The 20897-nt window shown below is 60.1% G+C and carries 22 protein-coding genes and 1 tRNA gene; 10 read left to right on the top strand and 13 right to left on the bottom strand.

Annotation, left to right across the window (positions count from 1 at the left end; translation table 11 throughout):
* Positions 1-52: 52 nt before the first annotated feature.
* From DWY05_RS05475 to purH, 6 genes are all read right to left on the bottom strand, one after another.
* Positions 53-1345, bottom strand: a complete 1293-nt coding sequence (locus tag DWY05_RS05475) for a HipA domain-containing protein (protein ID WP_117735526.1) — start codon at positions 1343-1345, stop codon at positions 53-55.
* Positions 1345-1635, bottom strand: a complete 291-nt coding sequence (locus DWY05_RS05470) for a helix-turn-helix domain-containing protein (RefSeq protein ID WP_082435520.1) — start codon at positions 1633-1635, stop codon at positions 1345-1347. The genes DWY05_RS05475 and DWY05_RS05470 overlap by 1 nt, the downstream gene beginning before the upstream one ends.
* A 179-nt stretch (positions 1636-1814) precedes the next feature.
* A complete protein-coding gene (locus DWY05_RS05465) occupies positions 1815-2858 on the bottom strand; it encodes a sensor histidine kinase (RefSeq protein WP_117820920.1) in 1044 nt (347 codons plus the stop codon).
* Between the two features lie 9 nt (positions 2859-2867).
* Complete coding sequence (locus DWY05_RS05460; RefSeq protein WP_055251273.1) at positions 2868-3539, bottom strand: response regulator transcription factor; 672 nt, start codon at positions 3537-3539, stop codon at positions 2868-2870.
* 176 nt (positions 3540-3715) lie between these two features.
* Positions 3716-4423, bottom strand: coding sequence for a hypothetical protein (locus DWY05_RS05455; RefSeq protein WP_233502255.1), 708 nt, complete (start codon positions 4421-4423; stop codon positions 3716-3718).
* Between the two features lie 246 nt (positions 4424-4669).
* Positions 4670-6277, bottom strand: a complete 1608-nt coding sequence (gene purH / locus DWY05_RS05450; protein ID WP_117820921.1) for a bifunctional phosphoribosylaminoimidazolecarboxamide formyltransferase/IMP cyclohydrolase — start codon at positions 6275-6277, stop codon at positions 4670-4672.
* Between the two features lie 277 nt (positions 6278-6554).
* Between purH and DWY05_RS05445 the strand changes: the two genes are divergently transcribed.
* Entirely contained in the window at positions 6555-7196 is a 642-nt protein-coding gene (locus tag DWY05_RS05445; protein ID WP_117807747.1) for a GNAT family N-acetyltransferase, read from the top strand.
* Between the two features lie 110 nt (positions 7197-7306).
* On the opposite strand, the gene DWY05_RS05440 is transcribed toward DWY05_RS05445, so the two are convergent.
* Positions 7307-9253: a DUF2207 domain-containing protein gene (locus DWY05_RS05440; protein ID WP_158558697.1), complete on the bottom strand. Its 1947-nt coding sequence runs from the start codon at positions 9251-9253 to the stop codon at positions 7307-7309.
* 568 nt (positions 9254-9821) lie between these two features.
* On the opposite strand from DWY05_RS05440, the gene gluQRS reads away from it, so the two are divergent.
* From gluQRS to DWY05_RS10015, 3 genes are all read left to right on the top strand, one after another.
* Positions 9822-10766, top strand: coding sequence for a tRNA glutamyl-Q(34) synthetase GluQRS (gene gluQRS / locus DWY05_RS05435; RefSeq protein WP_255413192.1), 945 nt, complete (start codon positions 9822-9824; stop codon positions 10764-10766).
* A 103-nt stretch (positions 10767-10869) separates the two neighbouring features.
* Entirely contained in the window at positions 10870-11136 is a 267-nt protein-coding gene (locus DWY05_RS05430) for a DUF1778 domain-containing protein (RefSeq protein WP_158550249.1), read from the top strand.
* A 221-nt stretch (positions 11137-11357) separates the two neighbouring features.
* Positions 11358-11606, top strand: a complete 249-nt coding sequence (locus DWY05_RS10015) for a GNAT family N-acetyltransferase (protein ID WP_199409574.1) — start codon at positions 11358-11360, stop codon at positions 11604-11606.
* Between the two features lie 82 nt (positions 11607-11688).
* Here the strand turns inward: DWY05_RS10015 and DWY05_RS05420 are convergent, their stop codons facing one another.
* Together DWY05_RS05420 and DWY05_RS05415 are read right to left on the bottom strand one after the other, a co-directional pair.
* Positions 11689-12453 carry a metallophosphoesterase gene (locus DWY05_RS05420; protein WP_233504015.1) on the bottom strand — a complete coding sequence of 255 codons (765 nt, stop codon included), beginning with the start codon at positions 12451-12453 and terminating at the stop codon, positions 11689-11691.
* An 85-nt stretch (positions 12454-12538) separates the two neighbouring features.
* Entirely contained in the window at positions 12539-12778 is a 240-nt protein-coding gene (locus tag DWY05_RS05415) for a hypothetical protein (RefSeq protein WP_117798406.1), read from the bottom strand.
* Positions 12779-13252: 474 nt separating this feature from the next.
* Here DWY05_RS05415 and DWY05_RS05410 point away from each other — a divergent pair, with 474 nt between their 5' ends.
* Positions 13253-14014: a hypothetical protein gene (locus DWY05_RS05410; protein WP_117798405.1), complete on the top strand. Its 762-nt coding sequence runs from the start codon at positions 13253-13255 to the stop codon at positions 14012-14014.
* Between the two features lie 21 nt (positions 14015-14035).
* Here the strand turns inward: DWY05_RS05410 and DWY05_RS05405 are convergent, their stop codons facing one another.
* On the bottom strand, positions 14036-14797 hold the full coding sequence (locus tag DWY05_RS05405) for a metallophosphoesterase (protein WP_117820924.1): 762 nt from the start codon (positions 14795-14797) through the stop codon (positions 14036-14038).
* 373 nt (positions 14798-15170) lie between these two features.
* On the opposite strand from DWY05_RS05405, the gene DWY05_RS05400 reads away from it, so the two are divergent.
* The 3 genes from DWY05_RS05400 to DWY05_RS05390 are packed head-to-tail and all read left to right on the top strand — an operon-like array spanning position 15171 to position 17790.
* The gene (locus DWY05_RS05400; RefSeq protein WP_055252376.1) at positions 15171-15713 is read left to right on the top strand and encodes a hypothetical protein; all 543 of its coding nucleotides are present in this window, start codon (positions 15171-15173) and stop codon (positions 15711-15713) included.
* An 18-nt stretch (positions 15714-15731) separates the two neighbouring features.
* A complete protein-coding gene (locus DWY05_RS05395; protein ID WP_117820925.1) occupies positions 15732-16511 on the top strand; it encodes a response regulator transcription factor in 780 nt (259 codons plus the stop codon).
* Complete coding sequence (locus tag DWY05_RS05390) at positions 16495-17790, top strand: cell wall metabolism sensor histidine kinase WalK (RefSeq protein ID WP_117820926.1); 1296 nt, start codon at positions 16495-16497, stop codon at positions 17788-17790. The genes DWY05_RS05395 and DWY05_RS05390 overlap by 17 nt, the downstream gene beginning before the upstream one ends.
* 73 nt (positions 17791-17863) lie before the next feature.
* Here DWY05_RS05390 and DWY05_RS05385 read toward each other — a convergent pair whose 3' ends face one another.
* Positions 17864-18238 (bottom strand): VOC family protein, encoded by a 375-nt coding sequence (locus DWY05_RS05385; RefSeq protein WP_117820927.1) that lies wholly within the window; start codon positions 18236-18238, stop codon positions 17864-17866.
* Between the two features lie 11 nt (positions 18239-18249).
* Positions 18250-18537, bottom strand: coding sequence for a PTS sugar transporter subunit IIB (locus DWY05_RS05380; RefSeq protein WP_055252380.1), 288 nt, complete (start codon positions 18535-18537; stop codon positions 18250-18252).
* 163 nt (positions 18538-18700) lie between these two features.
* On the opposite strand from DWY05_RS05380, the gene DWY05_RS05375 reads away from it, so the two are divergent.
* Positions 18701-19324 carry a hypothetical protein gene (locus DWY05_RS05375; RefSeq protein ID WP_117743691.1) on the top strand — a complete coding sequence of 208 codons (624 nt, stop codon included), beginning with the start codon at positions 18701-18703 and terminating at the stop codon, positions 19322-19324.
* A gap of 31 nt (positions 19325-19355) precedes the next feature.
* Positions 19356-19440 (top strand) — tRNA-Leu (locus DWY05_RS05370).
* 448 nt (positions 19441-19888) lie between these two features.
* Here the strand turns inward: DWY05_RS05370 and DWY05_RS05365 are convergent.
* Positions 19889-20890, bottom strand: coding sequence for a hypothetical protein (locus DWY05_RS05365; RefSeq protein ID WP_117807767.1), 1002 nt, complete (start codon positions 20888-20890; stop codon positions 19889-19891).
* Positions 20891-20897: the final 7 nt, after the last annotated feature.

Genomic DNA, 20897 nt, shown 5'->3' with positions numbered 1-20897 from the left:
GCTGGCTGATAAGAAAGATGGCGCGCCACCCCGATCGGGGCGGCGCGTTTTGTTATGAGGCGATCCTGCTTAGACGGGCTTGTACTTCTGGAATGATCTTCTCGAACATTACCTCCGCCTCGGGAAAACCATCTTCTTTGAGACCGCGCGCGGCGTCTCTTAGTGCGTCTGGAACCTCATTGCAGGTGTCGGCTATCATCCCGGCAACGATTCCCGCGGGCAAACCCGCCTCGATCATTTGGTTCATCACCGATCCGCGCGTTACATCGTCGATCTTCCGGCTCCCACCAAACGAGACGCCCATCTCGCGAACAAGGCTGGGGTAAACCGTTGTGCACAGCACGTCATAGAGCGGCGCCAACCTCACTTGTTTCCAACTTTCGTCCCACACGAGCGACCAGTTCTTAAGATGGTTATCGCAGTTACCTACGGCATAATCGAACAGCTGGTTATAGCCGATAAGGAACCTATCCTCCATTTGATTAGTCGACACCCTTCGCACCGCATCGACGATAAGTCCCAGATAATTGACGCCCGTCGGCTCATATTTAAGCTCACGCGAGATACCCTTGGCCTGACAAACATCTTCCTGGTGCAAACGATATGGAATTGGCAATCCATCAACCGAGCGTCCGTCATCCGACGTTACTCGATCAAATCGCTTCACAGCGATAATCGGCTCGGCGTCCTCAACCCGGATTAGAAAGCATTCTTCGGCCGATAGGTCCATCAGAGATGCGGCTCTAACGCACATTGCTTCACACACCGTCTCGCCCGGAAACGTTTTCGACCCCGCCTTGAGGATGTGCGTAGATGGAGCCGCTCCATGAGGCAGGTACCATCCGCCGCACGGGTCATCGCCCGTATGGTAAAGGCCAACCTTCGCCTGAGCACCCGCAAGGGAGATTCGACTCTCTAGCGCTAAGTCAAAAGCAACCTCCGCCGGTGCGTATGCCAGCCTGCTTAGCCGCTCCCCATCTATCTCTTCATAGCCCATTTCGAGACCCTCGGCCGAAGGCTCTCGCGTCAAAACAAGAGCGCCGACGGGTTCATCGCGGACCAAATCGAGCACCTTAAAGTAATCTCCGCGTTCCGCTCGCGCCCTTTTCTCGAGGTCCCTATTAAGCTGCCCCTCTGGAATGATGCCAGAGAAAAAGGAGCCCGTTACGTCCGGGCTGAACGCCTCGGCCGACAAAGGCAGCGAGGCCGAAATCGGGGCCGCATCAGCACTCTCGAGATACTTGGGATCATAGGCGAATATCGGAAGCCCGGCGTTTTCCTCTAATACGCCAACCAGCTGGTAGGAACCATTAAACTCACGATGAACGAACAGTGCGCCATCCATTATTTTCCCCTCACCTTCAGAATAAAATCGATATCCACGATGGAGGCGTAGTCGAAAATGACGCCAATTTCGACCGTTGTCCGCCCCCGCTCGATATCACCGATCACACGAAGGCTGCGACCCGTCATAGTCGCGACGTCACGTTGAGTTAAGCCAAGCTCACGCCTTCTGAGCCTGAGGGCCTTCCCCATCTCGGCCGGATCGAAAACCATGCGCTCCGAGAAAGCAGCTTCTGACGGCTTGAGCTTGATGCGCCCATCCAGCTTTTTAATCGTTGTCACTGTTCTCATGATGCTCCTAGCTATATTCCTATTCGTGAACACAGTATAAAACTAACTAAGCTATGTTCATGTACGAGAATATAGTATCGACTTCATTAGCAATGTTCCCGTTCAGGAATATAGTTGTTAAAAGCCCCCGATTTGTTCCCAGACGGGAAGATTCCGATCGGCCGCGCCATACGGGCCGGCTACTCAAAGTATTGGAACTTGTTCGTCGAGAAGGCAAACGTTACGACAAAACCTTCGCCGGGGTCGGACGCTGCGGTGACGTCGATGCCCATCTTGGAGCACAGGCGCGCCACCAGGTAGAGGCCGATGCCCGTTGCACGCTTGGTGGTGCGGCCATTGTCGCCGGTAAAGCCCTTCTCGAACACGCGTGGCAGGTCTGCCGCACACACGCCGCAGCCGTTATCGGCGACGGCAAGCTCAATGCGCTCGCTTGCCAAGCCCTCGTCCAGCAACGCGCCCGAAAACACGATCTTCGCGCCGTCCTCGCGCGCATATTTAATGCTGTTCTGAATGAGCTGGCCCAGGATAAACTCGAGCCACTTCTCGTCGGTAAAGACCTCGAAGTCGAGGTTCTCGCACACTGGGGCCACGTGCGCCGCGATGAGCTCGCGCGCGTTGGCCTTAATCGCACCCGCCACCAAGGTCTTAAGATCCCAGCGGCGAATCAGGTAATCGCACTCCACGACTTCCGAGCGCGCATAGTACAGCGCCTGGTCGATATAGCGTTCCACGCGAGTCAGCTCGCGGCCCAGGTCATCCACGCGCGACAGGTCGTCTTCGCTGCCGTCCAAGTTTTCCAAAATCAGATGGGCTGCCGCCAGGGGCAGCTTGGCCTCGTGGACCCAGCTCTCGATATAGTCGCGATAGTCATCGGTCTGACGCCGGCCTTCGGCAACCTCATCGCAAGCGGCTTTGCCCACCCGGCGCAGAACCTCGTACTCGAGCTCGCCCTCGGCATAGGTTGGGCATTGCACCATCTCCTGCACCCACGCGGGGCTCTCCAGCTCCTCGGCCGCACGCTCCAGCTGGTGCAGAAAGCGGCGACGGCGCGCATATTCGATCACGATACCCAGTACGCCAAAGATAAAGGACACGCCAACCGCCACGATCACGATGGATGCGGGGGCGCCGGCCACCGTCAGCACAAAGCAGCTCAGTAGCACGCCGCACGTCCACACGGCAACGGGCAGCAACGCGTCTTTAAAGAACTTGCCAAACGACATGGCCGGACCCTAAACCGAATAGCCTTGGCCGCGGTGCGTGGTGAGGTACCCCTTGACGCCGATCTTGTCGAGCGTCGCACGCAAGCGATTGATATTGACGGTGAGCGTGTTGTCGTCCACAAAGGCATCGGAATCCCACAGGTCCTGCATGATGGCCGAGCGCGAGACAATCTTGCCCACGCGACCCAAGAGCAGCGAGAGAATGCGCAGTTCGTTTTTGGTGAGCTCGGTACTGTCACCGGTTGCCGTATTGGTGACCGTGGAGCGGGCAAGGTCGAGCTCCAACCCCTTGTGGACCATGGTGCTGCGCTCGCCTGCCGACGTGGTGCGGCGCAGCAGCGCGTTGATGCGCGCCACGAGCACGCGCGCGCTATAGGGCTTGGAAATAAAGTCGTCCGCGCCGAGTGTCATGGCCATGACCTCGTCGATTTCGGTCGTGCGCGACGTAAGGACGATGATGGGGACCTCGGATTCGCGGCGGACTTCGTGGCAGATGTGCTGGCCGTCTTTGACAGGAAGCGTGAGGTCGAGCAGCACCAGGTCGGGCGCGGCAGCGAGAATATCGCGCGAGACGTGCTCAAACGATTCGCAGGACTCGACCTCAAAACCAGCACGGGCAAGGATGTCGGCGAGCTCGCGACGAATGGGCTCGTCGTCCTCAACGATATAGATCAGCGCCATGGATTACGCTCCCCTCTTAGTTGTCTTACAGCCATTATTGCCGCGAAGTCGCCGGCACGCGCCTCGCGCGGCAACAAGGTGACAGAACTGTTCGCGAACGAAAGGTTCGACTCGCCCTCGCTCGCAACGGGTGCGGGGATCAAATGATTATAAAATCCCCGCGCCAGAAAAATCATTTAGCGGCGGGCGCGGAGCTTTTCGTAACCGTCGGCGAAGAAGGTGACCATAGCAGCGTCCGCCTCGGCAGCGTCGGCATCGGCAGCGGGAACCACGCCGTGCTCGTCGCTCACCAGAAACAAAGCACCCTTGAGCTGCGCGGGAATGTCTACGCGCGTGACCGAGATGCCCTTGGTCTGGGCCAGCTGCTCGATGAGCGTCGCCGTACCGCACAGGCACTCGTCCGCCGGCGCCACAAAGGCCAGCTCTCCGTCGTTGACGGAAGCGAGCAACTCGGGCGCCACGCCGGTTTCGTCGGCCTCGGAGCGGGCCTCGGCAGAGCGGGCACGCAGCGCCTTGGCCGAAGTATCGGCCAGCGGCTCGTACTCGCCCACCGTCATGGCGGCATTGCCGTTGACGTCGATCACTAGCATGAGCACGCCGTCGTGCGCGGTGTAATCGCCCTCGGCAAGCGACCACTCAACGTGCTGCTTTGCCCAGCTGAGCATGTTATGGGTGAGCGGCTCGCCCTGCACCAAGCGCTCGGACAGCGCACGGATGTGACGGTTGAGCATGGGTACCTTTTTGTTGGACATGCGCCACCGGCACACGAGCGCGGGCTCGTCGAGCGTAAACTTCTCAACCGCCTCCTGATTGGCGCAAAAGTCCTCGTACGCGCGCTGGTCCTCGGCATTGCCAAACAGCTCGGCATCATCAATCTGGGGCATGGTCATCCCTTTCGTGTTAGTCATTCCGTCCTCTTATACCAAAAAGACGGCCCTCCAAACGGAGCGGCCGTCTTTTGCAGAGATTATTTTGACGATATGGCCAAGCGACCGATCAGCTTAATGGGATAGAACAACATCCCATTAAGGGTTTTCCAAGTGCCCGAGATTGCCCCGAAAGAGGAGCGCCGCGTACTAAATGTACGCAAGCGACGGTTTGAGGGGCAAGGTCGGGTGCTTGGGAAAGCCCTAGTGCCTAAAATGCCTGGCACCTGTGAAGACCATCGCGATGCCGTGCTCGTTGCAGGCCTGGATACTCTCGTCGTCGCGCTTGGAGCCGCCGGGCTGGATGATGCAGGTCACGCCGTGAGCGGCAAGCACGTCGACGTTGTCGCGGAACGGGAAGAACGCATCGCTTGCGCAGGCAAAGCCGCCCTTCTCCACGCCCTCGCGCTCGCAGAAGTCCTCGGCGCGCTCGCAGGCAAGCAGCGCGGAGTCAACGCGGTTGGGCTGACCCGGGCCCATGCCAATGCCGGCCTTGCCCTTGGAGACCAGAATGGCGTTGGACTTAACGCCCTTGCAGACCTTCCAGGCAAACTCGAGCTCGGCCATCTCGGCGTCGGTGGGCTTGCGGTCGGTGGGGAACGTAAAGGTCGCGGGGTCCTCGGTCACGTGGTCGACCTCCTGCACCAGCATGCCGCCGTCGATGGAGCGCAGCTCCACCTTGGCGCCGTGGTCCACGCCGCCGGTAGCCAGCACGCGCAGGTTGGGGCGCTTGGCCATGCGCTCGAGCGCCTCGGCGGTGTAACTCGGGGCGATGACGACCTCAACGAACTGCTTGTTCTGATCGGCAAAGTGCTCAACCAACTCAAAGGGAACCTCGCGGTTGCAAGCGATGATGCCGCCAAAGGCGCTCTTGGGATCGCAGGCAAAAGCGCGGTCGTAGGCAGCCGTGATGTCCTCTGCAACGGCGGAACCGCAGGGGTTCTGGTGCTTGAGGATCACACAGGCAGGCTCGTCGAACTCGCGGACCAGGTTCCAAGCGGCGTCGGCGTCCAGATAGTTGTTGTAGCTGAGCGGCTTGCCCTGAATCTGCTCGGAGCCAACGAGCGGGAACTGCGAGCTCGCGGTGTTCTCGCAGCCCTCGGCAAAGCGATAGACCGTGGCCTTTTGCTGCGGGTTCTCGCCATAGCGCAGGTCGTCGACCTTCTCGAGCGAAACCTCGAGCCTGGCAGAAGTGTCCGCCACGTCGCCTGCCTGGGCGGCAAGCCAACGGGAGATAGCCGTGTCGTAGGCGGCAGTGGTCTGGTAGACCTTCACCTGCAGACGACGACGGGTGGAAAGCGTGGTGCAACCGCCGGTCTCGCGCATCTCGGCCAGGACGGCGTCGTAGTCGGCCGGATCGGAGATGACGGTAACGCTCGCGGCGTTCTTGGCGGCGGAGCGCAGCATGGAGGGACCGCCGATGTCGATGTGCTCGATGGCGTCCGCAAAGGTGACCTCGGGGTTGGCGACGGTCTTCTCGAACTCGTACAGGTTGACGACGACCAGGTCGATCAGCTTAATGCCGTGCTGAGCTGCCTCCTGCATGTGCTGCTCGGAATCGCGGCGGGCCAGCAACGCGCCGTGAACCTTGGGGTGCAGGGTCTTAACGCGGCCGTCCATCATCTCGGGATAACCCGTGAACTCCTCGATGGGGGTTACGGGAACGCCCGCATCCTCGATAGCACGAGCCGTACCGCCCGTAGAGATGATCTCGACGCCAAAGTCATCGACCAGCGTCCGTGCGAAATCGACGACGCACGTCTTATCGGTAACCGAGATCAACGCGCGTGCGATCTTCACATCAGATCCCATGCAGTCCTCCTGTCTGGTACGCCGCCGTGCTCTGTGAGTCGGTGATACGTCGATCTGCAGCGCTCGCGCAGCGGCATTGAAAATACTGATTTAATGTAGCGCATCGAGCGCGTCGATGCACCCCGCAACGGTCGCATGTGCAGAAAAAGCTTGCGAGTGGAGGATGTGGGCGCAGCGCCGGGCACGGTGAGTTCATGGAACACAGGGGCACCATAATTAGATGCCAATGGCGTGGTAGAACTGTGCTCGATATGCATCCGCAAAAGAAAGAGGCACCATGGTCTCGCGGGTTCTCTACCGACCGTTTGACACCGAAGACTTCGACGCCATCGCGCTGATTCTGCAGCAGCTTTGGCATAACAATTCGGATAACGATGAGTACAACCGCCTCGAGGCCGCGTGCGACCTCGCCTATTGCCTTTCGTCGTCGACGTTTTCGCAGGTTGCCGTCATCGACGGCCAGGCGCGCGGCATTGCGCTCGCGCGTGCGGGGCAAAGCTCCGGCGCCGCCGTCAAGGAACATTGGATGGATACCGAGCGCGCGCTGCTATCGCAGATGCGCGAGCTGGAGCCCGATGCCTGCGCCGAGTATCTCTCGTTTGTGCGCGCAACCATCCGCACCAACAACCGCTTGCTCGAAAGCAGCCCCCTGCCACACGACAACGAGGTCACGCTGCTTGCCGTGGATCGCGATGTCCATGGCTTGGGCGTCGGCTCGGTGTTGCTCGATGCTGCGGTCTCGCACCTGTCCTCGCGCGGAGCGACGAGGGCGCACCTGTACACCGACTCCAACTGCTCGTGGAAGTTCTACGAGCTGCACGGCTTTAAGCGCACGGCAACGCACCGCGCCAACCGCGAAGAGCGCCGCCACGACATGCCGCGCGAAAGCTTCCTCTACGAACTCGACCTAACAGCCTAACCCCGGCAGCCACACCTAGTCATTCAAGAACGTCCCATCTCGACACATAAGAAAGGGACGGGCTTCCCCCGACGGCTGTCGAGAAAAGCCCATCCCGTAATTTAGGACCGCTAGAACGTTCCGCCGCCGCCTCCGCCGGCGCCGCCTCCGCCGCCGACCGAGAAGCCGCCACCACCGCCACCGCCCGAGCTGTCGGAACTCGACGCAACCGCGCTAATGCTCTCGTGATACACATCGTTAAACGAATCGAGCGGGGACTCGGTACCGTAATGATGGTAATACCACCAGTAGCAGGGATAATTGTCGTAGAAACCATCGGCCTCGCGTACCTCGGGCGGCACGGCCTCGGCAAGTTGACGCAGCACTTCCTTCGAAACGCCCAGCGCAACGCCCATCACCAGCAGTTTGTTCCACAGCACCAGATCGCCCGGAACGGCTTCCTTAAGGCGTGTGAAATCCTCGAGCCAATGCTTGAGCGCCTTGCAGCGAGCCGCCACCTCGGCACCCTCCGGCGTAAAGCGACGGAAGGTGCGACTCACACCAATGCCGACAAGCACGATGGGTACCGAGACAATCGCGGCGATAATGTTTGCCTGCGCGCCATCGGTAAAGAAGATGGATCCCACGGGAATAAAGGCGATCAAAATGCCCAGGACCAGGCCAAACACCATGGCGACAATGCCGTCCGAGGCAACATACTCCCTATCGGCCAGCTCACCCTTAACGGTGTTCTGATAGTCCTCGAGCTTGTCGCCAACAGATTCAGTACGCTCGCTGGCATATTCCTCCAGCTCGCTAAACGTGCGCGAACGGACGCCGTCTTTATCGGGCTTAACGCCAGCGAAGAAGACCTTGAGCACGTCGCGATCGATGCCGTCCTTCTTGGCAGCCTTCCAGGCCTCGTCGGTCACTGTGATGCGATACGTCTGCTCCTCTTTTTCGCGACGGAGCAGACCCTTCTTCTTGGTCTCGGTCGTTTCTTCTAGCTTGATCACGCGGTCGTCGGTAAGCTTCATAAGCGTGGCGATATATGCCTGATCGGGCACCTCGTTCCAGCTCATAAGGGCCGAGAGCACGGCGGGATGATCTGCCGAGGGCACGTCGCGGAAGTATTCATCTTGGAAAAGCGGCTTTGGCTTGCGACGGCGCAGCTTGAGCACGACGATTACGCCGGTAAAGGTCACCGCCGCGACAACACTTACCGCGGCAAGCGTATTTGCGATCATGCGGGCGCGGGCGCGGCGGGCGTTGGCCTCCTCGGCCCATGTCTTCTCCTCGCTCAGGATTGTCGGCATGCGCTCCTCGCTCGAGGCGGAAAGTCCTGGCACCCAGTCGCTGGGGAAGGCGATGCGCGCCTCGGCAAATTCGCCCTCGTGCACGCACGGAATGGTGTAGGTGACCATGGGTTCGTCCGCATCGATCGATACGTCGCCCGTCAGTGGGCCGTGGCCCCACGCACGGAAGTTGTCGCCCTTGACGGCCGCCGTCCCGGCAGCGGCATTTGCGAAGTGCACTTCCATCTCGACATCGTCGGAATCCGCGGACCAGCCGTCGCCCACAAACTTCCAGTAGAGCTCAGCGGTATCGGCCCAGTTCATAACCGCACCGGTCATGGTGTAGCTCACGTAATAGATCGCGCTGTCGTCGCTCTCGTGGGGGCTGAAAACCTTGATCCTTACGCTGCCCTCGGACTGCTCAACCGTATAGACACCGCTGTCGCCCTTATTTGCATAGTCGACCTTGTTAAACGCGGTGTCGTCTTCCTCGACGCTCAGCACATCGACGCCCGCCGTGCCGCCCTGCTGGTTGGAGCCCGTATTGATATCCCAGTACACGCCGTTGATATCGTCGTCGAAATCAAACTGGCGTCCCTCGACAACGGTCAGCGATCCATCGGCTTCAACCGTGGCACCGATATAGGTTTGGGTCATGGAGTAGCCGTCGGCGTGCGCGGCGGCAGGCAGCAGCAACAACGCAAGCGCGACGAGTGCGCAGACGGAAGCGAATCGCGCAAACAGGTGTCGCTGCCGACAGGTCTTGGCAACGGGGGCGTTCATAGGCACATCCTTTGTCTGTGATACCAGTAGCGTCATTGTCCCACGTTTGCGGGCGCTCATGACGAACATCTCGGCAACCGGAGCGCCAAACGGGATGAAAGTCACCCTCCCCGCACCCGGCAGTTAGGGACGTTCCTTATCTGCCGGCAGTCTGGGACACTCCTTGGCATGGCCCGCGCCAGCAATAGATCCCACTTCACAGCACCGTCACAGGTGTAGCGGCTTTGTGTGGGCGCGGCACGTGCTGATTGAGCCGCCAACCGAGGGGCATAAAGCAGTTGAGCGAAAACGGTTGCCCCTTTCCCGTTCGCTCGAGGATCATGTCCCCCTTTTCCGCGGAAACCCCGGCAGTTGCGAAGAGCTGCCGGGGTTTCTGTCGTTTGAGAGGTTGGGCTGGCGGGCGGCGATCGAGCTGTCGAGCCGGTGGTCCGACACGCGCAACGCGCGGCCTCGGCAACTTGCGGGCCACGGCAACGTCTCCCCCACCGCGCCCCGCGCTATACTCGTCCGCATGGATATCAACACACGCAACATAGCAACACACTCCGCGGACGCACCGGCAACGGCAGTGCCCACCCCCGTCGTGGGCCGCTTTGCCCCGTCGCCCTCGGGCCGCATGCACCTGGGCAACGTGTTCAGTTGCTTGTGCGCGTGGCTTTCGGCCCGCAGCCAGGGCGGCAGCATCGTGTTGCGCATCGAGGACCTCGACGATCGCTGCAAGCGACCGGAGCTTGCCGCTCAGCTAATTGACGACTTGGCCTGGCTGGGGCTCGAGTGGGACGAAGGCCCCTACTATCAGCACGATCGCCTAGACCTGTACGAAGCCGCTTTGCGCCAGCTGCAAGACGCCGGCCTCACCTATCCCTGTTTTTGCACGCGCGCCGAGCTCCACGCCGCAAGCGCGCCGCACGCCAGCGACGGCACGCCCATCTACCGCGGCGCCTGCCGCGCTCTTTCTGCCGAAGAAGTTGCACGCCGCAGTGCTCTGCGCGCCCCGGCCACACGCCTGCGCGTGCCCGCCGTCGATGACCTCGCCGACGACGTGGTCGAATTTGTTGACCGCACGTACGGCGCCCAATGCGAGGCGCTCGCCACCGAGTGCGGCGACTTTTTGGTGCGCCGCAGCGACGGCGTATTTGCCTATCAGCTAGCCGTAGTGGTCGACGACGCCGCCATGGGCGTCACCGAGGTCGTGCGCGGATGCGATCTGCTGGGCTCCACGCCCCGCCAGATTTACCTGCAGCATCTGCTGGAACTGCCCACGCCGCACTACGCGCACATTCCGCTGCTCATGTCGCCGGATGGCCGCCGCCTTTCCAAGCGCGACCGCGATCTGGACCTAGGCGAACTACGCGCCCGCTTTGGCACGCCCGAGGCACTACTGGGATGGCTCGCCGGGCAAACGGGCATCGCGCCGGACACCACACCGCGCTCTGCCGAGCAGCTGGCCGAGCACTTTAGCTGGGACGTCATCCGCGCACACCGCGAGAACATCACCGTAATGGCCGAGTAGTCAAATACGCCCCGCCCCCTCGCCCCCCCTCAACGAGGACATAATTCTGCGTCTTGTTATGTACGGAATAATTCCGTACAATTGTGCAAAGGAGGTTTTTGCCATGCCAACGATTGAGAAACAACGCCGTATGGATCTAAGGTTGACCGAACGTCAACGCCTTACTTACGAGCGCGCCGCGGCCTTGCGCGGGCAAACTCTCACCCAATGGGCCACAGCCCACCTTGACGAGAGCTCCGCACGTGATATCGCCGAGGCATCAACAACCTATCTTTCTCCTGATGGTTTCGATGCATTTTGCGAAATGCTCGATTCCCCCATGCCCCAAGCCGCAAAAGCGCTGCTTGACCGTAAAGCAGTTTGGGAATGAGCACATTTACCAAGCCCGTTCAACTCCCCGTTGGCCAAGGCATCGAGGCTTTCCACTGCGGAAATACTCTTGTAGACGGATGGGCTAAAAACAGATCAGCCTCGGCGCGAAGAAGAGGATCAGCAGTTATATACGCATCGTATTGCGACGGCGCAGTCGCTGGGTCTTATACGTTGTGCACGCACTCCGTGGCTCGCGAAAATGTTGATGGAGGATGGTTCGTGCGAAACTCCCCCTCCCAAGTCCCCACAGTGCTGCTTGGAATGATGGGGGTCGATGAGAAGTTCAAGGGGCTTGGTCTTGGAGCTTCACTGCTTAAAGATGCCATCGAGAACGCCTTGAAAATTTCTGCCCTAGCAGGAGCGCGAGCTTTAGTTGTCGATCCAGTAGATGATGAGGCGGCAGCATTCTATGAACATTTTGGCTTCGCCACCCTACCGGGCACCAACCGAATGGCGCTGAAACTTTAGATCGTCGGGCGACATCTCCTCCAGCTCCCAGCATGCCCTAAGTTACCCTACAAATAAAGATTACTACTGAAATGTAGGGTAACTACCCAAGGTATCGTATGAAGTTCTTGCTATTCCCACCCCTACGCAACATCCCAGGGCTGGAGTTCGTCGCCCAGGCGAACGATGCAGTCGTAGAGCACGGTATGGCGCTCGGCCGGGTTGGCATCCCGATGGAAATGCCCGTAATACCAGCGCTTGTAGTCCAAGCGATCTTCCAGCTCATCGAAAAATGCCGTAAGCCGATCAACGGCGGGGTAATTCCAGCCGGACGCCGGATAGAACGTGGACGAAAGCATGCGCGTGGAGCAGTGTGGGTGATTACGTAGTCGACCTTCCAGCCCACGCTGCCGAGCTTTGTCCGTGCCTCCTCAAAGTTGCGCTCGTCCGGCAGCTCCTGCGGCCACCAGCTGGAATACGGTATGCAGTATTCCTTGTCAACACTCGTGGCACCGCCCATGGTAAAGATCGTTGAGCCATCGAGTTCAAAAACCTCGCCGCGCGTCAGGCGCCGTACGGGAGAGGTATCCGACAGGCGCTGCGTCAGCCCACCGTGCCACAACTCCATGGGTCGCTCCGCCCAGTGATCGAAACGCTCGTGGTTGCCGTCGATGAACAGCACGGTATAGGGGCGCGACTCCAGCCAAGCGATGTCGGCGCATTCCTCGGCAGAGAAATCCCACGGAAAGCCAAAGTCGCCCGCGATGATGAGATAGTCGTCGCTCGTCAAACTATCCCCAAGATCCCAGTCGCGCAGCTTTTGCATGTCGACGCCGCCGTGAATATCGCCCGTCACATAGACCGTCATCGGATCACCACTTCCCTGTAAGTCGCTAGCCCGCATTCTGCACGATCACTAAGCCAATCGTTCCAGCCCTTCCATCCCTTAGGGCTTACCCCTCGTTCTTCCATCCAAACGGGTCAAGCACCCAAAAAACCAGATCGAGCGCGCCGCCGGTCATCATGGCGCCGGCAAGAGCCATGCAAATGTGTAGAGAGACGGCACTTCGGAGCACGTCGAACGGCCCCAGAACAGCCAGCAGCGCGACCGCTGCGCCGGCAAGGCACAGCACGAGGCACGGCCCCGCGTCCTTGACGCACTTCTTTGCGAGATGCTTGGTGTTATCACTCATCGATATCGAACTCCTTAGAGGGTCGCTGTTCGGGTACATGCCGCCGCGGCAGAGCAGGGCGGCAGGGTAAGTGTCACACGCCGTGCGGACATCAATGGAGAAACAGCCTGCTCGACCAACCCTTGACGCCGTTTTACACCGGCACCCCATCCCCCGCTGTCGAGGTCTAATACTTTTTCCCGAGAAGTGAACGGCTGTTTTTGAACCCCTGAAACATCCGCATTTTTCGACGGCAAAATCGCAGGATCTCAGTACCGAAACCGCAGGAAACGGCACTCCTAAAGTGTCGATGCTTCGGGGGTCCGATTTAGCTCGTTCACTTCTCGGGAAAAGTATTAGACCTTGATTCCTGGCTGTTCCGAGGGTGCGCCGCTTCCTTCTCTGGAACCCTCACTAGCACTGGCGCCCCTAGCCACTACGACCGCAGGTATGCCTATAATGAGACATGTTTCCTGATGAGAAAGGAATCCAGCTATGAACGAAGCCAAGCACGCCGATTTGAACGAAATCCAGGACTTTTTCACCCGTGTCAACAGGCCTTCTGTCGAGTCGATAGACGTCAAGGACTTCATTGGATGGTGCAACGAGCCTTGCGAGTATATTCCCGAAAGCAGCACTAGTGACCCAACCTACAGACTAGGTCAAACCATATGCGCGCTTAACGAACTTGGCAGCGACGTTCTTGATAACCTCAGACAGATTCTCAACGATACCGATGGCTCAGAAGCGCGCTCCAAACTCCTCGATTGTGACGAGCTTATCTCCAAACTCAAAAACAATCAAAGAACGATATCAGACACGCTAGCAAAAGAGCTGCCAGAGAATGTTGCCTTCTATTTCGCACTCAAATTCAGACTCAAGGAACACCCTGATGAGCAGGGGTATTACCACTACCAGTTTGATGATAGCGGCAATACGATCGCAAGAATCGACCCCTTTAAACCCTTTACCGACAACGCGCACGACAATCTCAACCAGCAATGGCACGTGCTCATTTCCTTGCTCGCATACCTTGATGTCGCTCACGCCTTAAGCAACGAACAGCACGAATACCATTGCCTATACCAGCACATTAAAGACTGGGACAAAGGGGACTTGAACGCCCTGGAACTGCGATTCAGCCGTTATGTCTCCGGCACCATTGAACTTCAACTTAGACCAAAGGGTAAAAAATGGCAACGGCAGCCCTCTTCGGCGATGAACGAATGGCTTAAAGTAGCGTTGTGTAGGCCGTAGGAGAACTAATCGCCCGCCAACCTACTCCAGCCCTTGTCCGCTGTACTTCCCTGTCTCTGAGTCGTAGTTCAGCACGACGACCTCGCCGTGCTGAACTACGTTCCCGTCGATGTAGAAATGGCTGGCTCCGTCATGCCAGATACCGCGGTAGCCCGCAATGCCCGAGACCGCCTCGGTATTGATGTGCCCGGCGATAACATCCAGATAGAACTTACGCCCCACGTAATCGGGCAGCGTCATAGTAAACGACTCGTCAGATGTGCCGAGCTTCCAGTACTCCCCGGCACCTTCGTCAATGCCGGCATGCACAAAGACCTGGCCGAAGGGACTCTCGTAAAAGTAAGGGAGCTTGCGAACCCACGCGATGACGTCCGCATGTTCGACCTTCATGCGTTCAACCGTATAGGCGTAGGCCTCCTCGAACTTCCTGAGCCTCAACAGGTGCTTAACGTGCTTGAACGCCTCGGCATCTAGGAAGCTCTTAGCCGTTGCCAGATTACTATCGGCAAGTATCCATGCCTGCGTAAAATTGGGATCGTCCACCTCGTCAATGTACTCGAGGAACATCTCCTCGTGGTTGCCGCGCAGCGCCACGACGCGATCGCCGTAGCGCTTTTGCAGGTCCATGACGAGCTCGAAGACCCCGAGTGAATCGGGGCCTCGGTCGCAGTAGTCGCCAAGCAAAACCAGCTTGGAATCCTCGGCATCGAGGTCGACGGTGGAAAGCGATGCCTTAAAGGCGTCCAAGCACCCGTGAATGTCGCTCATAGCGTAGATATGCACGTATGACCCCCTGTTTGCGTCGGGACCCCACTCGTTTGCGCCATGCGGCACGGCGGCCCCTCTGATTTCGCGGGCGCTAGGCAGCTTTGCCCTGACGCGCCCTCAACGTTGACAATAAGTATATCTCGCCGTGCGGACACAAATTTACCCTTGGGCTCTAGCCGCTCGGCCTGCGCTTGCCTCAAAGGCCGCCTCCGCGTCACCCAAAAACTCATCCAACATTAATCTTGGCTCAAGAATCGCTTAATCTATAACCTGCACTATAGAGTTCGACCAAGGGCGGGGCGGCGCCGCGCGACGCAGGCCGCCGAACGCAACGCTCGCGCCCGGGCAAATCGCCCGGCGTCGCGCCCATCGAACGAAAGGACAGGTCATGGACGACCTCGAAAAAGTTGAAACCATCCGCACCAAGTGCAACGTGAGTTACACCGATGCCAAGGCAGCACTCGATGCCGCCGACGGCAACGTTTTGGACGCCATTATTTGGCTCGAGTCGCAAGGCAAGACCCAGACCACGTCGGCGCACGCCGCCACCGAGTCCGAGCCGGTAGATGAGCCCTCGGCCGAGATGGTCGCCGCGCAGGCCGCCTACGAGAAGTCGAGCGAAAAGACCGACTTCTCCAAGAAGATGGACAGCGTGTGGGAGTACCTCAAAAAGCTCTTCCGCCTGAGCCTGGACACCAAGTTTATCGCCACGCGCCGCGATGCGATCATCCTTAACATCCCCATCCTGATTCCCATCGTCGCCTTGTTTGCCTGGGGCGCCACGATATGGCTGATGCTGATCGGTCTGTTCTTTGGCATGCGTTACCGCATCGATAGCGACGGCGACGTGCCCGGCAGCATCAACAACCTGATGAATCACGCCGCCGATGCCGCAGACGATATCAAGCAAAATCTGAACGACGACAAGTAATCGCAGACGGGGGCACGCATGGCACGAATCCTGATCGTAGAGGACGAGGAGAAAATCGCCCGCTTTGTGACGCTCGAGCTGGAGCACGAGGGCTACCAGGTGGAGCACGCCGCCGACGGCCGCACCGCCGCCGACCTGGCGCTGGAGCGCGACTACGATCTGATTCTGCTCGACGTGCTGCTGCCGCAGCTCAACGGTATGGAGGTGCTGCGGCGCGTGCGCAAGCACAAGGATGTGCCGGTGATCATGGTCACCGCGCGCGATGCCGTGATGGACAAGGTAGCCGGGCTCGACGCCGGCGCCGACGATTACCTGACCAAGCCGTTTGCGATTGAGGAGCTGTTCGCACGGATCCGCGTGGCGTTGAAGCGCGCGAAGGCCGTGCGGGCGGCTTCGAGCGTTGGCGGCATCGGGACGGGCGCGGCGAGCGGCGCGGCCGGGAACGCCGCTGCGATACCCCCGGCTGGCGACTCGACCCAGGCATCCGCCTCGCCCTCCCCCGCCGTGCTCACCGTGGGCTCGGTTGCGCTCGATCCCGACCGCCGCGAAGTCATCGTTGGTAGTTCAACCATCGTACTCACGGCCCGAGAGTTCGACGTCCTCGCCCTGCTTATGGCGCATGCCGGCACCGTGCTCACGCGCGAGCGCATCGCGCACGAGGCGCTGGGCTACGAATACGTAGGCGACACCAACAACGTCGACGTGCACATCGCGCACCTACGCGCCAAGATTGAAGACGCCGGCGGCGCCCGCATCATCCAGACCGTGCGCGGGGTGGGCTATGTCTGCCGCGCATAACGCCGAGACCAAGCGCGTCACCTCCATTGCCCGCGCCATCAACTGGAGCTACATGTGGCGCCGCCTGATGAGCTACGTCTGGCTCGATCTGTGGCTGCTGGTTGTTGCGGCGGCGATTCTGGTCTATGGCTACAACCAGACACTGCCCGACGGCACGTTTACCGCAGGATGGATCCCCGGCGCTAGCGTTCACGGCATGTCGTTTGCGCCCGCGCGCGGCTTGGACCTGGCCACGCTCACCTATACCGTCGAGCTTGCGCGCACCACCAAGACCTTCCCCCTCGCGCAGGACCTCATCGCGCTGTGGCCCCTCTATCTTGTCGTTGCGGGCGGGCAAGTCATCAGCGTGCTCAACATGCTCAGCGGCGCTCGCCGCGTGCGCCGCACCATGGCACCGCTCAACGACCTGGCCCTGCGCGTGGACGAGCTCGGCCGCATGCAGCTCTCCGACGGCAAGATGGAAACGCTGGAGCAGGCAATCGAACGCGCGAGTGTCGACTCGCCGAGCGTCACCACCGGCGACGCCGACCTGGCGAGCATCGAGGTCGCGCTCAACCGCCTGCTGCGCCAGATGCAAGAGGCCAAGCTACAGCAGATGCGCTTTGTCAACGATGCGAGCCACGAGCTGCGCACGCCCATCGCGGTGATTCAGGGCTACGTGAACATGCTCGACCGCTGGGGCAAAGACGACCCGGACGTGCTGACAGAATCCATCGCGTCCCTCAAGGCCGAAAGCGAGCACATGCAAGAGCTCGTGGAGCAGCTGCTGTTTTTGGCGCGCGGCGATGCCGGACGCACGGTCCTGCGGCGTGCGAATACCAACCTGGCCGCACTGGTCGGCGAGGTATGCGAGGAATCGCAGATGATCGATGCTGTGCACACGTATCGGCTGGCGTACGACACTGCGCTCGCCAGCGACCCGCGCTGCGATGCTTCTGTCGACGTGGCGCTCGTGAAGCAGGCCCTGCGCGTGATCGTGCAAAACGCCGCCAAGTATTCGGACGCGGGCACGTCCATCACCTTTGGCGTAGCGCAGGATACGGGCACGGGCGCGATCGACATAAGTGTTGAGGACGAGGGTATCGGCATGAATCAGGAATCCGCAGCTCACGCGTTTGAACGGTTCTACCGCGCCGACAACGCACGCGATGCCGGCGCGCAGGGCTCGGGTCTGGGGCTTGCCATTGCCAAGTGGATTGTCGATAGCCATGGCGGCGTTATTGGCGTGACCTCGGTCGAAGGCGTCGGCAGCCGCTTTACGATTCGCCTGCCACGATAGGAAGCCCCTCGGCGTAAAAAAGGGATAAGGCCATGCGGCCCTATCCCTTTTGTTCGTTATGGCAGTTTGTGCGCTACTCGCGACACAGATGCACGGCGAAGCCGGCGAACTCGCGCTTAAAGTACACGAGCTTGGTAGAACCGTCGGGCAGCAGCGCGCGCGACTCCTCGTTAACCTCGAGCCCACGCTCGGCAAACCACTTCTCGGCCGCATCGATGTCGTTGACGGCAAAGCCGATGTGGCCCTTGGTGCCACGACCGTTCTGCTTCATGACCTCGACCAGCGAATCGTTAAAGTACGAAACCGGGGTCTCGATAACGGGCAAGCCCATCATCGTCGAGAACAGCTCCGCGATCTCCAAGGCGTCTGCCGGGTCGGCGGCGTTGATGCCCACATGGGCGACGCGCATGCCAAAGAGCTCGACCGGATTGGCGTTCTGCTCATTCATACAGGCAGCGCCTACTGAGCCATGACGTCGAGAACGGCCTTCTCGGCAGCAACGCGGTTCATGCCGGTCATGAAGGGCACGCCGCTCACGTACGGGCAGGTGAGGCCCTCGGGGGCAACGGTGGTGGCGATCAGCAGGTCGGCGCCTTCGTCGCAAGCGTCCTTGGCCTCGGAGATGGCGCACTGCACGATCTCATACTTGCCGGCATAACCGTTGGCGTCGAGCATGGTAGCGACCTTCTGGGCAACGAGCGTGGAAGTAGCAGCGCCAGCACCGCAAGCCAAAACGATCTTCTTCATAGGTAATGTCTCCCTTCATGGTTTACTTTAGGTAAGTGTACCGCAGCGAGCGATGGTGCTCGGCCTCGATGCACTTTTGTACCAGTTTGCCTGCGCGCTGCGTATAATACATCTAGTACGTGTTGTCATACCGCCTGTTTTATGAGCGACCGAGGAGCTCAATATGCCCGATTCCCGCACACTCTGGACCGCCGTCGTCATTATTTGTATCGCCGTGTCGGTGTTCTTTAGCGTTAAAAAACGCACCACGTTTAAACGCCTGCAGCAGCTTATGGCCGCCAAGCAGTGGGACGAGTTCGATCGTTTGCTCGACGGCAAACTCACCAGCATGCTGTACCCGCGCTACAACCGCGACTACCTGCGCCTGAACTCCTATCTGCTGCGCGAGGACCACGAGCGCGCTGGCGAAATGTTCGACCTGCTGCTGGGGCTCAACCTGCCCAAGATGCAGCGCGTCGACCTGGTAATTAAGGCCTTTAACTACTACGTTGGCCAGGAGGACCGCAAAAAGTCCAAGGAGTTGCTGCACGAGATCAAGGGCTTTGAGGGCGGTCAGGCCGAGGCAGTCGCGCACGAGTGTCAGCTGATGTACGACACGATGATCCTCAAGCGCCACAACGACATTCCCGAACTGGAGCGCATGCTCGAGGATGTCGGCGACGACCCGGTCAAGCGCTGCCGCCTGGAGTACCTGCTGGCCCTGCAGTACAAGAACAAGGGCGACGAGGCCAAGTTCCAGGAGTTCCTGGAGAAGTCGGGCCAACACTCGATGGCCGTCAACGCGTAACGGACGGCTTGTGCTAGACTTCTAGTCTCACGGGGGCGTGGCGGAATTGGCATACGCAGGAGACTTAAAATCTCTCGCCGCAAGGATTGTGGGTTCGAGTCCCACCGCCCCTACCATTGGCTTTTACGGGCCCGTATCTCCCAGAGATGCGGGCCCGTTTCTTTTGCACGCCGGTGGGGCTCGAACCCGCGAGGGGGCGAGCGTCAAGCGGACGCGCAGCGTCCGCAGCGAGCCGGCGAGGGCGCCGGCAGGCGGCCGAAGCCGGTGCGGATTTGCACAGCAAATACGCAGACGTCCCACCGCCCCTACCACGTATTGTTTACGAGCCCGTGTCCCTTTGGGATGCGGGCTCGTTTCTTTTAGATGCCGTCAACTGCAGGGCAGCTAATTTGGGACGGGGCTTTTTTGACTACTTTTCCGCCCACCCAATGAGTTTTCTGGGACGGGGATTAAAAAATCATTGTGTACCTAATGATTTTTTAATCCCCGTCCCAGAAAACTCATTCACGGAAAGGCTCGGGCGGACCATGTAGCTAAAAAAGCCCCGTCCCAAAAAGACTACTTTTAGAGTGTGCTGAGAGTGGGGGTCCAGGCGATGGTGGGGGTCGCGCCGTCGAGAGTCTCGTTGATGGTTGCTGCCATGCCGGCGAGGAGGCTGTTCTCGCTCACGGTAAGCGCCCTGTAGCCGCCGGCGCGCATGAGTTCGCGAATCACCACGGCGCCAGCGAGAATCACGCCCGCACGCTTGGGCTGCACGCCCGGTAGCGCAGCGATGCCTTCTGCGTCCAGCACAGACATGCGCTCGATGGCGGCCGAAACCTGATCCATCGAAAGCTCGCGCAGATGAACAAAGCTCGAGTCGTACGGCTCCAGCTCGTGGACCAGCGCCACGAGCGTGGTGACGGTACCGCCCACCGCAACGAGACGCTCGGCACGTTCAAAGTCGCTGGGCAGGCCCTCAAAATAGGAGGAGAACTGCTCGCCCGCCCACGCGGCGGCAACCGCAAGTTCGCCGTCTGCAGGCGGCAGCGCCGAGAAAAACCGCTCCGTCACGCGACGGCAACCGATGTCCAGTGAGCGCGTTCCCTCCAGCGCAAAGACCCCGCGCTCAGGCGCATAGACGCCCGTCGCGAGCTCCGTGGAGCCACCGCCCGAATCGGCGACGATGATGCGCTCGCCAGCAAAGTCGTGTGCCACGCCAAAAAACGTCAGGCGCGCCTCGACCTCGCCCGGAATCACCTGCGGTTCGAGCCCCAGCTCGCGCAGGCCGTCTAGCAGCAGGGCGGCGTTGGACGCATCACGCGCGGCGCTCGTGCATGTGGTGCAGATGCGCACGGCCCCAAAGGCACGGGCTTCGTCCACAAACATGCGGCACGCAGCGAGCACGCGCTCAACGGCCGCCTCGCAAAAGCGCCCCGTCGCGTCCACGCCCTCGCCCAAGTCGGTGATCTCGGTATGCTTGGACGATTCCACGATCGCCCCGGCCTCGACCTGCGCCAGCACCAGTCGCGACGACACCGTTCCCAGGTCGATCGCGGCCACCTTATATCGTTTGCACTCTGCCATTGCGGGC

This window comes from Collinsella sp. AF23-4AC (genome assembly GCF_003462685.1).
Taxonomy (GTDB): domain Bacteria; phylum Actinomycetota; class Coriobacteriia; order Coriobacteriales; family Coriobacteriaceae; genus Collinsella.
The sequence above is the reverse complement of the archived record's forward strand: the minus strand, read 5'-3'. Positions and strand labels throughout refer to the sequence as shown.